Below are 14,435 nucleotides of genomic sequence, written 5' to 3' on the forward strand. Positions count from 1 at the left end.
CCCGACCCGCGGGCCGCCGGTACGTCCGGCCGGCTCCCTCCCCGGAGGGACCAAGGCCCGCGGGTCGTCCGCGTTCCGGGGCACCCGCCCCGGGCCCCCGGTGGCGCGCTCAGCCCTTGCTCACCGCCGCCAGGATCTCCGGCAGCCGCCGTGCCGTCCGCGGGGCGGCCAGGCGCAGCCCGAGCAGGGTGATCCCGATCCCGTAGGCCGTACCGGCGGGCAGCAGCAGCCAGGCGGCCGAGGCCCGGTCCGCCAGGTGCAGCCAGAGGTCGAGGGCGAGTACCGGAGCGCAGAGCACGGCCGCGGCCACCATCCCGCCGAAGACGGAGATCCAGGCGAGCCCGGCCTGCCCCGCGGCGACGTTCTTGTGGCCCTCCTGCGGGATCGAGTACGGGAAGCGGGCCGAGGCCCAGGCGCCGGTCGCCAGCATCGCCCCGAGCAGCGCGAAGGAGAGCCCGACCGCCTCCGGCAGCAGCTCCCAGTCGCCGATCAGCGCGGTGGTCAGGACGGTGACCAGGGTGGCGTACGGCAGGGTGATCACCAGGAGGGCGAGGGCGCGGCCGCGCAGTTCCACATAGGCGTCCCGGGGCGAGGAGATCGTCATCGCGACCATCCAGAAGGCCGAGGTGTCCTGGCCGAACTGGTTGTACATCTGGATGCCGAGCATGCCCGCCGCGAAGCAGGCGAAGTAGACCGAGCCGCTGCCCTGGAGGGCGTTGAAGACCGGCACGATCAGGCCGACGGCGAGCGAGGTCACCCAGGCCGCCTTGGTCTTCGGATCCCGCCACACATAGCGCAGGCTGCGCTCCATCACGGTCCCGGTGCGCCCGGCGGGCAGCAGCCGGGCGAGCGGGTCCCGGCCCCGGCGGCGTACCGCGTCCGGGGCCGCGGCCTGCAGGGTGGAGCCGTCCGGCGCGGTCATCAGCCGCTCCAGGCTGCGCCGCCACAGGTGCAGGAGGCCCGCCAAGGCGAGGGCGCAGAGGGCGAGTTGGGCCAGCGCGCTGCCGTACGAGCCCTCGCCCGCGGAGGCCACGGCGCCGAGCGCGGCGGCGGGCGGCACCCAGCGCACCGCCCCGGCCACCGGTTCCAGCCGCTCCAGTCCGGCCGAACCCAGCTGCTGCACACCGAAGTTGACCAGCTGCGCGCCGACCGCGATGACCAGTCCGCTGAGCACCGCGAGGTCCCGGCCGCGCCGGGAGGTCAGCAGCCGTACGTTCGCGGCGGCGACCGCGCGGGCCAGGCTGACGCAGACCAGCAGCGCCAGCGGCACCGCGAGGACGGCGAGGGCCCAGGCCCCCGGCGTACCGGCGAGCGCCACCGCCGAGGCGGCGAGGACGCAGAGCGAGAAGAGCGGTCCTACGCCCACCAGGGAGGCCACCAGGAGGGATTGCACCAGCGGGGCCGGGCGCAGCGGCAGCATCACCAGGCGGCTCGGGTCGAGGGTCTCGTCGCCGCTCGGGAAGAACAGCGGCATCACCGCCCAGCCGAGCGCGAGCAGCGCGGCCAGCGGCACCGTGACCGCGTCGGCGTGCGTATTGCCGTGCAGCAGGACCAGGCCGAGGGAGAGGAAGCAGGCGGCGAGCAGGGCGAGGGCGGAGGAGGCGAGGTAGGCCGCGCGGCGCCCCGCCGACTGCCGCAGCCCGCCCCGCAGCAGCGAGAGCCGCAGCCGGACGAAGACGGGGGTGAGCGCCGCCGCGCCCAGCCGCGCGCCGGGTTCGGGTGCCGTCGCGCCCTGCTGTGCTGCGGGTTCGGGTGCCGCCGCGCTCATCGGGCCCCGCCGCCCAGCCAGTCCAGGTGCGAGTCGTCCAACCGGCCCTCGGCGCCCACCAGTCGGAGGAAGGCCTCCTGGAGCGAGGGGGCGCCGCCGCGTACCTCGTCGAGGGTGCCGTGCGCGCGGATGGTGCCCGCGGCCAGCACCGCCACCCAGTCGCAGAGCGATTCGACGAGCTCCATCACATGGCTGGAGAAGACCACGGTGGCGCCGGAGGCGGTGTACCGCTCCAGGACCGCGCGGATGGTCTGGGCGGAGACCGGGTCCACACCCTCGAACGGCTCGTCCAGGAAGAGGACTTCGGGATTGTGCAGCAGGGCGGCGGCCAGGCCGGTCTTCTTGCGCATGCCGGTCGAGTAGTCGACGACGAGCTTGTGCTGGGCGTCGGCGAGGCCCAGCACATCGAGCAGGCGGTCCGCGCGCCGATCGGTCTCGGGTCCGGGGATGCCGCGCAACCGGCCGGTGTAGCCGAGGAGTTCGCGCCCGGAGAGCCGCTCGAACATCCGCAGGCCCTCGGGGAGCACGCCGATCCGGGCCTTCACCGCGGCCGGATCGCGCCAGACGTCGTGCCCGGCCACCTCGACGCTGCCCTCGTCGGGGCGGAGCAGGCCGGTCACCATCGACAGGGTGGTGGTCTTGCCCGCGCCGTTGGGTCCGACCAGGCCGATGAATCTGCCCGCGGGCAGCTCCAGATCGATTCCGGCCACCGCGGTCTGCTCGCCGAACCGCTTCCACAGCCCGCGGACCCGCACCGCCGGGGCCGTCCCCGGTGCCTTCCCCTGTCCCGTTTCCGTCATCCGGTCACGATACGGCCGGTGGGGGCGCACTGATGCACCACCGGGGGCGCGCGGGCACAAGGCCCGCCGGGGTGGGTAGCCCGCGAGAGGCGGCCCGTCCTGCCGCCACGGGTAAAGCTCGCAATGTCCCGCATCTTCCGTTTGTCCGTGGGGCATTGATCAAGCCGAGAAAACACGTCGTGGTGCGCAGGACGGCACCGGGAGCCAGGGGGTACGCCATGGCCGCAAGGCCTCTCGTCGCACGGCAGCCCAACGAGCGCCTGCAGGCGCTCATCCAGGAGGCGGGCTGCTCCAACGCCGGTCTCGCCCGCCGGGTGAACATGTGCGGCGCGGAGCAGGGACTCGACCTGCGGTACGACAAGACCTCGGTGGCCCGCTGGCTGCGCGGCCAGCAGCCCCGGGGCCGGGCGCCCGCCGTGATCGCGGAGGCGCTCGGCCGCAAGCTGGGCCGCGGGGTCAGCGTCGAGGAGATCGGGATGTCCGGCGGGAGCAATCTCGCCACCGGGGTGGGCCTGCAGTTCTCGGTCACCGTCCCCGGCGCCATCGAGCAGGTCAGCGAGTTGTGGCGGAGCGATGTCGGCCGCCGGGACTTCCTCTCCGGCTCCACGGTCGCCGCCTCCGCCCTGGTGGAGCCCAGCCGGGACTGGCTGATCTCCGCCCCCGACGGCCAGGTGGCCCGGTCCGCGGGCGCCCGGGTCGGCGCCTCGGACGTGGCGGCGGTACGGGCGATGACCGAGGCGCTGGTCACCCTGGACCACCAGTACGGCAGCGGGCATGTGCGCCCGGTGCTCGTGCACTACCTCAACAGCGTGGTCTCCGGGCTGCTCTCGGGCTCGTACCGGGAGTCCGTCGGGCGGGACCTCTTCGCCGCGGTCTCCCGGCTCACCGAACTGGCCGGGTACATGGCGGTCGACACCGGCCAGCCCGGTCTCGCCCAGCGGTACTACATCCAGGCGCTGCGCCTCGCCCAGGCGGCGGGCGACCGCGGCTACGGCGGATACGTACTGGCCGCCTCGATGAGCCATCTCGCCGCCCAGCTCGGCAATCCGCGGGAGATCTCCCAGCTGGCGCGCGCCGCGCAGGAGGGCGCGCGCGGGCGGGTGACCCCGCGCGCGGAGGCGATGTTCCACGCGGCGGAGGCGCGCGGGCACGCCCTGCTCGGCGACCGGAGCGCCGCCGAGTCCGGGATCGCCAAGGCGCTGGACGCGATGGAGCGCACCCAGGGGGTCGACGGCGACGACCCGGTCTGGATCGCCCACTTCGACCACTCCTACCTCGCCGACGAACTCGCCCACTGCCACCGCGACCTGGGCCAGTGGGCCGCCGCCGCCCGCACCGCCCAGGAGTCGCTCGCCGGCCACCCCGCGTCCCGGGCCAGGCGGCGCGCCATCGGCCTGGTCCTGCTCGCCACCGCGCAGTTGGAGCAGCGCCAGCTGGAGCAGTCCTGCGACACCGCCCTGCACGCGGTGGAACTCCTCGCTGGGCTCCGCTCCCAGCGCGGCGCCGAGTACCTGGAGGACTTCAAGGAGCGCCTCGCCCCCTACCGCGACGAGCCGGTCGTCCGGGACTTCGGGGCGCGGGCGGAGCTGCGGGCGGCCTGACCGGGGAGGCAGCCGGAAGGGGCCCGGAAGCGGGCCCTCCGGTGGTGCGGCGGGAGCGCGTGCACGGCGTCGCGCGCCGGGCGGGAATTGTCGGACTGGCCCCGGATGCGAGGGCTGCGCGGGCTTGGGCGGGAGCGGGCCCGCCTGCGTGGCACGGGAGTTGGGACAGCGGGTAGCGTGAGCCGTCGAGCGAGAAGCCCACCACTGTCAGGAGTCCCGGTGACGCAGAGCGGACAGGGCGAGGACGCGCCCCTCCCCCCGGAGCGGCACGCACACGAAGGCATCGTGCTGCCCTCCGACGGGGGCGAGCCGCTGCTCCCCGGCGCCCCCGCCGAGCGCCCGGTGCCACCCGGCGGCCCCGAGCGCGGCGCCCCCGCGGGCGGCCAGGCCTGGGGTCAGCCCTGGGGCCCGCAGTCCCCGCCGCCCGCCGCCCCCGGCAACGCCTGGGGCGCCGAGTCCGCCGCCGCGGAGTCCGCCCCCGGGTACGGTTCCGGCTCCGGGCCGTACGAGGTGGACGCGCGCTACGGCACCGACGGCCAGGGGTACGCGCTCGACCAGGGCCCCGGTCGGCACCGGCCGGATCAGTACCAGCAGGGCCAGTACCCGCAAGATCAGTACCCGCAGGATCGGCAGCAGGGCGGGCACCAGGACCAGGGCCACGGGCAGCAGTCCGGTGGCTGGGGTGCCCCCGAGGCGGGCCACGCCCTCCCGCCCGCCGCCGTTCCCGGGGCCCTGCCGCCCGCGCAGCCCCCCGGTCGGTACGCGGCACCGGAGAGCCAGGCGTACGCGCCGGAGAACTCCTCCTACGGGCCCGGGAGTTCCTCGTACGGCTCCGGGGACCCCTCGTACGGTCCTGAAGGGGCGCAGTACGCGCCGGGAGCGCCGCAGTATGCCCCCGAGAGCCCGCAATTCGCGCCGGGCGCCGGGCAGTTCGGTCCGGAGGCCGGGCGGTACATACCGGATGAAGGGCCCACCCAGTACATTCCGCCGGTGGCTCCGGGCGCCCTGCCGCCCGAGATGCCCGCCGGTCCCGCACCGCACGGCGCCGGGGCGTCCCACGCCGAGTCGACCCGGTTCCTCGGCAGCATCCCGCAGCAGCCCGACGCCGGCGACCCGTCTCCGTACGGCGGCGCGCAGCCCCCCGCCCCGAACCCGGACGCGGAGCCGACCCAGTACATCGCCCCGGTCCCCGCCCCGCCGCCCGGCGCCCCCTACGGCATCCGCCCCGGCACGCCCGCCGAGGCCGCCGGGCAGCAGCAGCCGGGCGCGGGCCAGGCGCCCGGCGGTCAGAACCCCGGCGGCCAGGCACCCCGTCCCGGTCAGGGCCCCGGTGCCGGGCAGGAGCCGGGGGAGCGGCAGCCCCCGGCCGAGTTCGACAGCCTCTTCCGTACCGCGCCCGGTGAGGCTCCGGCCGCCACCCAGCAGATGCCCCGCTACGACGCGCGGCGCGCACGGGGCGTGCAGTTCAACGCGGGCGCCCCCGCGGGACCCGGTGCGCCGGGCGGCGGCGCCCCGTACCCCCCGCCGGGCGGCGGCGAGCCGGGCGGCCGGGCCGAGCGGCGGGAGCAGGACGAGCGCCGGCGGCGTACCGGGTCGAAGGTGCCGCTGCTCGCGGCCGTCGGCGTCGGCATCGCGGTGATCGGCGTGGGCGCCGGTGCGCTGCTGAGCAGCTCCGGTGGCGACGGCGACGGGGACGACAAGAGCGCGCCCGTCTCCGCGACCGCCCCGGAGGAGTCCGCGGAGCCGTCCCCCTCGGTCGACCCGGTCGAGGAGCAGGCGGTGGCCCTGGACAAGCTGCTCGCCGACAGCAACAACAGCCGCAGCGCGGTCATCTCCTCGGTCGGCCATGTGAAGAGCTGCGACAAGCTCGGCGAGTCCGCGCGCAGCCTCCGCGAGGCGGGCCGGCAGCGCAGCGGGCTGGTCACCCGCCTCGGCAAGCTCTCGGTGGACAAGCTCCCGGACCACGCCCGCCTGACGGCCGCGCTCACCAAGGCCTGGCAGGCCTCCGCCTCCGCCGACAACCACTACGCGGCCTGGGCCGACCAGGTCGGCAAGGGCGGCAAGAAGTTCTGCCCCAAGGGCAAGGCGCGCGGCACCGCGCACACCGTCGCGGCCAACCGCTCCAGCGGCGAGGCGACCAAGGCCAAGCAGGAGGCGGCGGGCCTGTGGAACACCATCGCCGAGAAGTACGGCCTCACTGCCCGCGACAAGTCCGAGCTGTGAGGCGGGAGCCGGGGCCGGCGGCCGGGGTGCGCTGAGGCGGTCCCGGCGGGCCGCCGCGTACCGAGTCGCCTCGGGCCGTCTCGTACGGGACCGGCTCGATCGCTCCGCACCGTCCGCCCGCTCAGTCCGGCGCGCTCTCCAGCGTCCGGGACATGTCCACCGCTCCGCGCCGCTCAGCCACCAGGCGGCCGGCGCGTACCACCTGGAAGGTCACGTCCGCGTTGACCAGGCGGGGGAAGTCGCGTACCGCGATCATGTCCTCGAAGCGCCAGCTCAGCTTCGGGGTGAGGCCGCCGGTGCCGACCTGGAGGCCGTCGTCGAAGGTGCGGCGCAGGGTGCGCGCGCTGACCTCGCCCCCGCCGAGGGACTCCACCGCGCGGCGCAGCACCGTATAGGCGATCCAGGTGGTCTGCACGCCCGCGTCCGCCGCGTCGACCCGGTTGTCGCCGAAGGCCTGCCGGTCGATGACCGCGCGCAGCTCCCGCCAGCGCGGGTCCGAGGCCACTGGATACCAGCCGGTGACGTACGCGCCCTCGTAGGGGCCCGAGGCCCCGCCGGTGCGGTCGATCACCGACTGGTCCACGCTGCCGAGGACGGAGGCGACCCGCACGGCCGGGTAGCCGTCCTCGGTGCGGCGGAAGGAGTCGAAGAAGGTGTCGGTGCGCTCGCCGAGCGCCGCCGTCACACAGCCCTGCTCGTCCGGGTCCCCGGTGGCGTACTCCAGGGCCTGCCGCGCCGCCTCGCTGTAGGAGGTGTCGTCCTCGGCCGCGCGCACGTCCCTGACCCGCAGACCCGCCCTGGCCAGCCCCGCGTCGAGCAGCACCGGCAGGTTGTCCCCGGCGACGGTGTCGGGACGCACCAGGGCGACCCGGCCGCAGCGCTCGGCGAGTTCCTGGCCGACCCCGGCGAGCACCGCGGGCCGGCCGCCGTTGACCGGGTAGGACAGCGGGCTGGTGAACTCGTCCTCGGTGACGCCGTACCCGCCGATGTACGGGATCCCGGCGGCCTCCAGCGGACCCAGGAAGGAGCGGCCGTGCTGGCTGTAGGAGCCGACCACGGCCGCCACGTCCTCGCGTACCGCCCGGCGCGCGCAGGCCGCGGCGCCCACCGCGTCGTTGTGGTCGTTGCAGGTGAGCACCCGCAGCTCGCGGTGGCCGAGGCCGCCCTGGGTGTTGATCCAGCGCGCGTAGGCCCGCGCCATGGCCGTCATGCCGGGCTTGTTGGTCGCCCGGGTGTTCTCCGGGGCCCAGGTCATGACCGTCAGGGGCGCCTCGTCCGCGGAGTCGTCGAGCACCCCGCAGCCGGAGAGCAGCAGCGCCGCGCAGAGAGCCGCCGCGGCCGCCCGGCGGCACCCGCGTTTCGCCCCGGCGGGCCGGTCGGCGCGAGCGGAGGCGGCGGGGAACGGGACGGGCAAGAGGCGCGTGCGAGGCCTTTCGGTCATGTCGAGCCACGATTCCGGCGCCCCGAGAACCTGCCAGTGACCTTCGGGGAACCGGCGGTGGCGCGCAGGTGAACAGCGGGCGCCGGTGGGGGCCGGTGGGGCGCGCCGGACGGGGAACGTACGATCGGTCCTCGTGCAAGCACCGGAGAACTCTTCCCGTCGCGGCAGTCGCTCGGCCACCATGGGCGTCATGCCGCTGAACGACATGCCGTGGTGGCGCTGGCGCAGCAATGTGCGTTCGGCGCTGCACATGCTTTCCGACCCCGTCTTCCAGCGTGAGTGCTGGCTCGCGGGGCACACCGGGTACGGGGACGTCACCGACGCCGTGTACCGCCTGGTCGAGGACACCTGGCTCGACAACTGGTCCGCCGAGAAGTACGTCGGCACGATCTTCCGGGACTCCCAGGAGGCGGCCCTCGTCGACGTCGCCGTGCTGCGGGTGCTGCGGATCATGCACCAGGTCGGCCCGGACGCCCAGGTCGCCGCCTATCTGGAGCACCATGCCTGGCCGGAGGCGGTGCGCGCGGCCCGGGACGCCCATGTGAGGCTCGCCACCAGCGACGGCGACGATCCCGACACCGCGCCGCGCACCCTGGAGGCGCTGCGCCTCGTCACGCGCACGGCCTGAGGGGCCGGCGGCTTCCGGCGCCCCGTCTCACCTGTCGGCGGGGCGGCCCTCGCGGGCGCCCGACTGTGGAATCCTGGCGGCGGCACCCGGCAGCGCCCGCCCTCCGGTGGCCCGGCCAGGGCCGCGGCGGGAGGGCCCGGTGCCGCGAGAAGCACCAGCCGCGAGGATCACCCAGTGCATGAGGAACGTCCAGTGAACGAGCAGCCCGCAGCCGCCGCCCCGTCCCCCGGCCCGGCGGGCGGTACGGGCGCCGGGGACACCTCCGGGCACTACGTCCTCACCCTCTCCTGCCCCGACCGGCAGGGCATCGTGCACGCGGTCTCCAGCTACCTCTTCATGACCGGCTGCAACATCGAGGACAGCCAGCAGTTCGGCGACCACGACACCGGCCTGTTCTTCATGCGGGTGCTCTTCTCCGCCGAGGCCCCGGTCAGCCTGGACAAGCTGCGGGCGAGCTTCGCCGCGGTCGGCGACTCCTTCCAGATGGACTGGCAGCTGCACCGCGCCGCCGCGAAGATGCGCGTGGTCCTGATGGTGTCCCGCTTCGGCCACTGCCTGAACGACCTGCTCTTCCGCGCCCGCACCGGCGCGCTGCCGGTCGAGATCGCCGCCGTGGTCTCCAACCACACCGACTTCGCCGAGCTGGTCGCCTCGTACGGCGTCCCCTTCTGGCACATCCCGGTCACCAAGGACACCAAGGCCGAGGCGGAGGCCGAACTCCTCGCGCTGGTACGGGAGTCGGACGTCGAGCTGGTGGTGCTCGCCCGCTATATGCAGGTCCTCTCGGACGAGCTGTGCAAGCAGCTCAGCGGCCGGATCATCAATATCCACCACAGCTTCCTGCCGAGCTTCAAGGGCGCCAAGCCCTACCACCAGGCCCACACCCGGGGCGTGAAGCTCATCGGCGCGACCGCCCACTACGTCACCGCCGACCTCGACGAGGGCCCGATCATCGAGCAGGAGGTGGAGCGCGTCGCGCACGGCGTGACCCCCGAACAGCTCGTCGCCCTCGGCCGGGACGTGGAGTGCCAGGCCCTCGCCCGCGCGGTGAAGTGGCACGCGGAGCACCGCATCCTGCTCAACGGCCGCCGCACGGTGGTCTTCTCCTAGGCTCTCGCGCCGGGCCAAAGCGCACACAATCCAACGCCGCTGCCGCACAGGCGCGCCGAACCCTGTCCCCTTCGGTCGCTTTCGGTCGCCGTCCGGATTCCGGAAACGGAACAACTCCCCGTATTTCGCCGAGCTTTGTCCAGAGTCTTTCAACAGAGTCCAACAGCTCCTAACGTAATCGCACGTGTGGAGGCGCTTGTTGCTGCCGCCCCGCATGTCCGCTCCCCCCCACGTCTTGGAGGACTGTGTCCATGCGCTCCATGAACCGTCCGTCAGCGCGCGCCGCTTCGATCCGCCGTCTCTCCGCCGCCCCGGTCCGCCGGCTCTCGCGCCAGGGCCTCGCCCTCGCCGCCGCGGCCCTGCTCTGCGGCGTCGGCGCCGCCGCCCCGGCCCTCGCCCAGGCCCCCGAGGCACCCGCCCCGCCGACCCCGGGCGACGGACTCGCGGCCACCCCGCCGATGGGCTTCAACAACTGGAACTCCACCCACTGCGAGGCCGATTTCAACGAGGAGATGGTCAAGTCGATCGCCGACCTCTTCGTCGAGAAGGGCCTCAAGGACGCCGGGTACGAGTACGTCAACCTCGACGACTGCTGGGCCCTGCCCGAGCGCGACGCCGACGGCGAACTGGTGCCGGACCCCGAGCGCTTCCCCAATGGCATCAAGGCGGTCGCCGACTACGTCCACGGCAAGGGCCTGAAGTTCGGCATCTACACCAGCGCCGGTACGAAGACCTGCAGCGACATCGGCTTCCCCGGCGGCCTGGACCACGAGTACAGCGACGCCCGGCAGTTCGCGGACTGGGGCGTCGACTACCTCAAGTACGACAACTGCAACAACCAGGGCGTGGACGCCCGGCAGCGGTATACGACGATGCGCGACGCGCTGAAGGCGACCGGCCGCCCGATCCTCTACAGCATCTGCGAATGGGGCGAGAACAAGCCCTGGGAGTGGGCCGAGGGCATCGGCGAATCCTGGCGCACCACCGGGGACATCAGCGACAACTGGGACTCGATGCTCTCCATCCTCAAGCAGAACCTCCCGCTCGCCGAGCACGCGGGCCCGGGCCACTGGAACGACCCCGACATGCTCGAAGTCGGCAACGGCGGCATGACGGACACCGAGTACCGCAGCCACTTCTCCCTCTGGTCGGTGATGGCCGCCCCGCTGCTGATCGGTGCCGATCTGCGCGAGGCGGGCGAGGAGACGTACGAGATCCTCGGCAACAAGGAGGTCATCGCCGTCGACCAGGACGAGCTGGGCAGGCAGGGCACCGTGCTCTCCTCCGAGGACGGGCGCTGGGTCCTCGTCAAGGAGATGGCGGACGGCAGCCGCACCGTCGCCCTCTTCAACGAGACCGGTGAGGAGCAGCAGATCGGGACCACCGCCCAGGACGCGGGCCTGCCCGAGGCCGCCTCCTACGAGGTGCGCGACCTGTGGGAGCACCGCACCGACACCGGCGACGGCACCCTCTCCGCCACGGTCCCGGCCCACGGCACGGTCCTGCTGCGGGTGACGCCGAGCAGCTAGGAGGTCCAGGGGGCGGGGCCCGGGCTGGGCTCGCATCCGGCCGGTCAACCCGTGGGGCCCGGATCGGGCCCCACGGGTCCATCGACCCGCACACCCGGGCCGGACTCACATCCGGCTCAGTGCCGCCGCGGCGAAGAGGACCTCGCGGATCGCCTCGCGGTCGCCGTGCTGGCCTGCCGCCGCCTCGGGCGGCGGCAGGTGCCCGGCGGCCAGTCGGCAGAACTCGATGCCGTCCAGGGCGATGTGCGCCACCTCGTCCGCGGGCGGTGCCTCCGCCGCCTCGCCTCCCGCGGCCTGCCGACCCGGCGCCGGCTCTCGCGGAGCCTGCGGTCCCGCCACCTTCCGTGCCGGGGCCGCGGCTCCCTTCGCGGGCCCCGCGCCGCCGGGTCCGGAGGGCGGCGGATCGAGCGGGATCAGCCACTCGCCGCCGCCCGCGCCCTCCACCTCCACGCGCAGCGCCCGGCCCGCCGAGCCGGGGCCCCTCGGCCGGGCGGGAGCGCCGTGCCCGTCCCGGCGGCGGGCGGCGAGGGCGGTCGGCAGCAGCCGTGCCGCGAGGTCGATCATGTGGTGCAGATGGCCCGGGGCCGGGGGAGCGTAGGGGTAGTGGACGGCCTCGGCGATGTCCGCGGCGTGCACCCAGCAGGCGAAGGCGCGGTCGACGAGCGCGTCCCGCAGCGGCAGCGCGCAGCCTCCGTAGGAGACGGGCAGCAGTCCCGAGCCCCGTCCGGCGAAGGCGAGCGTGCGCACCAGTTCATGGCTCTGGTCCCGCCAGGGGCCGCGCAGTTCACGGCCCATCGGCGCGGCGGCGGCCCGCCAGAACTCCTCGGTACGCTCCCGGGGCGTGCCCGCCGCGCTCCCCGCCTCCGCCGCGGCGTCCCCGCCCAGCGGATCCGGCAGCCCGAGCGCACGGGCCACCACCCCGTCCACCGCGGTCAGATGGCCGAGCACCCCGCCCACCGTGGTCTTCCGCCGCACCTGCGCGTCGTGCCGGTACCAGCGCAGGTCCACCCCGGCGTGCCACTCCGCGGTGCCGAAGTCCTTCAGGAGGGCGTCCAGGCGCGCGGTCTCCGCGTCGTAGGCCTCGGCCCACCGCGGCACCGGGATCCGCGCCGGGCGGCCCTCCATCGCCCTGCCGAGGACCCGGCGGCGCAGCGCGGGGTCCAGGTCCAGGCTCTCGGCGGGGTGCAGCAGCTCCACCGCCTGCCGCAGCCGCAGCGCCTCCTCGGCGCAGGAACCGCAGTGGCCGAGATGCTCCTCCACGCTCAGACTCTCCCGCGGCGAACAGGCGGCGAGCGCCCAGGCACCGAGCAGCGACTTGAGCACCTGGTGCGGCGGCGGCGCCGGGTCCTGGGACGCGGACGGCCGCGGTGCGGGCGGCAGTTGGGCGGACGGCGGCGCGGACGACTGCGGTGCCGAGTCCGGTGGTGCCGAGTCGCGCGGTGCCGAGTCCGGCGTCACGGGCGCGGGTGCCTGCGGCAGCGACTCCTCGCCGTTCTCCACCGGGTACCGCTGCCCCGGTATGCGCGGCGCGCCCTGCGGCGCGTCCTCCGGGCGGGGGCCGGAGCGGCCCGGGTCGCCGCTCACGAGACACGCCCCCAGCCGCCGGGGCCGTTGCCGTACGGGCCGAGCTCGCCGCCGTACCTCCCGGGCCCGCCCCCGTACCCGCCGTCGCCGCGCGTGCCGCTGTCGTGGGCGGTGGCGAGCAGTTGCAGTCCGAGGCGCAGGCGCCGGCGTGCCTCCTCCTCGCTGATGCCGAGGTCGGCGGCGGCCTGCCGGTAGTCGCGCCGCTGGAAGTAGGCGAGTTCGAGCACGGCGCGCAGCGGGGCGGGCATCGAGGTGGCGATGTAGTCGGCCCGGGCCGCCACCGAGGCGCGGCGCACCCGGCGGTCGAGGTCCTCGCTGGTGCCCTCGCCGCCGCCGACCAGGGCGGCGGCCTCCCGCCGGCGCAGCCGCGCGACGGCGAGCCGGTGGGCGAGCGCGGCCACCCAGGAGCGCAGTCCGCCGTGGGCCGGATCGTAGGACTCGGGGTGCTCCCAGAGCCGGGTGAACACCTCCTGGGTCAGAGCGCCGGCGGCCTCCTCGTCGCCGAGCACGCGGTGCGCGAGGGCGTGGACGAGCAGTGCGTGGCGGTCGTAGACCTCGCCCAGGGCGGCCGCCTCCCCGCGTGCGAGCCGCTGCTGCACCTTGCGGTCCCAGCGGGGCGATGCGTCCGTCGCCATCCGGTCCCCCTGCCTGCCGTGCCGGTCCGTCCCGCCCCGAGGCCCCTGCCGCCTGAGGTCTGTACCTCTGCCGGTTCCCCCGGCCAGTGTGCGGGAATCCGTCCATGAGCGCGCCCCCGCGCTCCGGGCTGTCCCTTTCGTACCGTCTCCGAATGTAGTCCGGACAACCGTCGGTGCGCCTCTCTTTGCCCAAGGGTGGCCTTCCGCGATGCCGGGGGCGGTCCCTCTGCGGTCGGCACGCGGGGCGGTGCCGTCGGCACGCGGGGCGAGCGATCGGCTACCCGATGTGGTCGATTGAGGGGGTTCGGAACGTGAGCCACGCCACTTCCGGGTGGGGCTTTCGCGGGGAGCGTGCGAGGGTGGAGGGGTTCCGGGCGGCCGAGGGCTCCCGGATCCCGAGCGGGCCCGGAGCCGCGGGCCGCCTTCTGCCCCCTTCCGCGGGCCGCAGACCGTCGAATTCCGGCCACTGCGAAGCCAAGCCTTTGCTTGGGGATACGGAAGAGCTTTCCGCGGTGTTTCATGTGAGGGCGGGCGGGCAGCCGCGCAGGGGAAGCGAAAGCAGAGCTTCCGGATCGAGCGAAGAAGGGTCCGGACCGGCAGAGCGAGAGGCATGGCGTGACGCTCAAGGTGACCGAAGGCAGGCAGGGCGGCTGGGTCGTCCTGCGGGTGTCCGGCGAGATGGACCTGGTGACGTCCCCCGTGCTGCGGCAGGGCGTGCACGAGGCGGTGGCCGAGGGTCGCCGCTCCATTGTGCTGGACCTCTCCGAGGTGCTCTTCTGCGACTCCAGCGGCGTCGGTGTGCTCATCGCCACCCGGCGGCTGATCCGCTCCTGCCGGGGCCGTCTGCGCGTGATCCTTCCCGCCCACGGTGCCGTCGACGGCTCCCATGTGAACCGCGTCCTCGCCGCCCTCGGCGTCCGCCGCCTCTTCGACGTCTACCCGGACGTCGCCGCCGCGGTCGACGAGGAGCGCCAGCCGCTCTCCGCCTAGCCGGACCTCCGCGGCTCCCCGCGGTCCCCGGCGGCGCGCGCCCCGTTTTCGAACACCGCGCTGCGGGCGTCCCGTTGGAGTACCCCCGGGGCCCCCGAGCACGTACGCTCCCTGCGACACAGCAAT

10 protein-coding genes and 1 pseudogene are annotated in these 14,435 nt (G+C 74.8%); 6 read left to right on the plus strand and 5 right to left on the minus strand.

Annotated features, from left to right (window positions below; translation table 11 throughout):
* Window positions 1-109 precede the first annotated feature (109 nt).
* Window positions 110-1,768 (minus strand): transporter, encoded by a 1,659-nt coding sequence (locus HFV08_RS18945; protein WP_168540921.1) that lies wholly within the window; start codon window positions 1,766-1,768, stop codon window positions 110-112.
* Window positions 1,765-2,568 (minus strand): ABC transporter ATP-binding protein, encoded by an 804-nt coding sequence (locus HFV08_RS18950; RefSeq protein WP_168540922.1) that lies wholly within the window; start codon window positions 2,566-2,568, stop codon window positions 1,765-1,767. Before HFV08_RS18950 ends, HFV08_RS18945 begins: the two co-directional genes overlap by 4 nt.
* A 218-nt stretch (window positions 2,569-2,786) precedes the next feature.
* Here HFV08_RS18950 and HFV08_RS18955 point away from each other — a divergent pair, with 218 nt between their 5' ends.
* Together HFV08_RS18955 and HFV08_RS18960 are read left to right on the plus strand one after the other, a co-directional pair.
* Window positions 2,787-4,169 carry an NsdA family TPR-like regulatory protein gene (locus HFV08_RS18955; protein WP_040252321.1) on the plus strand — a complete coding sequence of 461 codons (1,383 nt, stop codon included), beginning with the start codon at window positions 2,787-2,789 and terminating at the stop codon, window positions 4,167-4,169.
* Window positions 4,170-4,388: 219 nt separating this feature from the next.
* On the plus strand, window positions 4,389-6,392 hold the full coding sequence (locus HFV08_RS18960; protein WP_168540923.1) for a hypothetical protein: 2,004 nt from the start codon (window positions 4,389-4,391) through the stop codon (window positions 6,390-6,392).
* A gap of 121 nt (window positions 6,393-6,513) precedes the next feature.
* Here HFV08_RS18960 and HFV08_RS18965 read toward each other — a convergent pair whose 3' ends face one another.
* The gene (locus tag HFV08_RS18965) at window positions 6,514-7,833 is read right to left on the minus strand and encodes an ABC transporter substrate-binding protein (RefSeq protein ID WP_168540924.1); all 1,320 of its coding nucleotides are present in this window, start codon (window positions 7,831-7,833) and stop codon (window positions 6,514-6,516) included.
* Window positions 7,834-8,014: 181 nt separating this feature from the next.
* Here HFV08_RS18965 and HFV08_RS18970 point away from each other — a divergent pair, with 181 nt between their 5' ends.
* The 3 genes and pseudogenes from HFV08_RS18970 to HFV08_RS18980 all read left to right on the plus strand — a co-directional run.
* Window positions 8,015-8,461 carry an SCO4402 family protein gene (locus HFV08_RS18970; protein ID WP_040252327.1) on the plus strand — a complete coding sequence of 149 codons (447 nt, stop codon included), beginning with the start codon at window positions 8,015-8,017 and terminating at the stop codon, window positions 8,459-8,461.
* A 192-nt stretch (window positions 8,462-8,653) separates the two neighbouring features.
* Complete coding sequence (purU, locus tag HFV08_RS18975) at window positions 8,654-9,571, plus strand: formyltetrahydrofolate deformylase (protein ID WP_312885706.1); 918 nt, start codon at window positions 8,654-8,656, stop codon at window positions 9,569-9,571.
* A gap of 251 nt (window positions 9,572-9,822) precedes the next feature.
* Window positions 9,823-11,088 (plus strand): annotated as a pseudogene (locus tag HFV08_RS18980) (glycoside hydrolase family 27 protein); the annotation flags it as partial.
* Between the two features lie 117 nt (window positions 11,089-11,205).
* On the opposite strand, the gene HFV08_RS18985 reads toward HFV08_RS18980, so the two are convergent.
* A complete protein-coding gene (locus HFV08_RS18985; RefSeq protein ID WP_312885707.1) occupies window positions 11,206-12,684 on the minus strand; it encodes a zf-HC2 domain-containing protein in 1,479 nt (492 codons plus the stop codon).
* Window positions 12,681-13,319 (minus strand): sigma-70 family RNA polymerase sigma factor, encoded by a 639-nt coding sequence (locus HFV08_RS18990; protein WP_168540926.1) that lies wholly within the window; start codon window positions 13,317-13,319, stop codon window positions 12,681-12,683. Before HFV08_RS18990 ends, HFV08_RS18985 begins: the two co-directional genes overlap by 4 nt.
* 615 nt (window positions 13,320-13,934) lie before the next feature.
* Between HFV08_RS18990 and HFV08_RS18995 the strand changes: the two genes are divergently transcribed.
* Window positions 13,935-14,309 carry an STAS domain-containing protein gene (locus tag HFV08_RS18995; protein ID WP_040252331.1) on the plus strand — a complete coding sequence of 125 codons (375 nt, stop codon included), beginning with the start codon at window positions 13,935-13,937 and terminating at the stop codon, window positions 14,307-14,309.
* Window positions 14,310-14,435: the final 126 nt, after the last annotated feature.

Origin of the sequence: Streptomyces physcomitrii, from assembly GCF_012273655.1 — a bacterium.
Classification (GTDB): domain Bacteria; phylum Actinomycetota; class Actinomycetes; order Streptomycetales; family Streptomycetaceae; genus Streptomyces; species Streptomyces physcomitrii.

What these genes read in the sequence shown, in the direction of transcription:
- HFV08_RS18945 (WP_168540921.1), bottom strand. Translation starts at nt 1,768, where the DNA reads ATGAGCGCGGCGGCACCCGAACCCGCAGCACAGCAGGGCGCGACGGCA.
- HFV08_RS18950 (WP_168540922.1), bottom strand. Translation starts at nt 2,568, where the DNA reads ATGACGGAAACGGGACAGGGGAAGGCACCGGGGACGGCCCCGGCGGTG.
- HFV08_RS18955 (WP_040252321.1), top strand. Translation starts at nt 2,787, where the DNA reads ATGGCCGCAAGGCCTCTCGTCGCACGGCAGCCCAACGAGCGCCTGCAG.
- HFV08_RS18965 (WP_168540924.1), bottom strand. Translation starts at nt 7,833, where the DNA reads ATGACCGAAAGGCCTCGCACGCGCCTCTTGCCCGTCCCGTTCCCCGCC.
- HFV08_RS18970 (WP_040252327.1), top strand. Translation starts at nt 8,015, where the DNA reads ATGGGCGTCATGCCGCTGAACGACATGCCGTGGTGGCGCTGGCGCAGC.
- HFV08_RS18990 (WP_168540926.1), bottom strand. Translation starts at nt 13,319, where the DNA reads ATGGCGACGGACGCATCGCCCCGCTGGGACCGCAAGGTGCAGCAGCGG.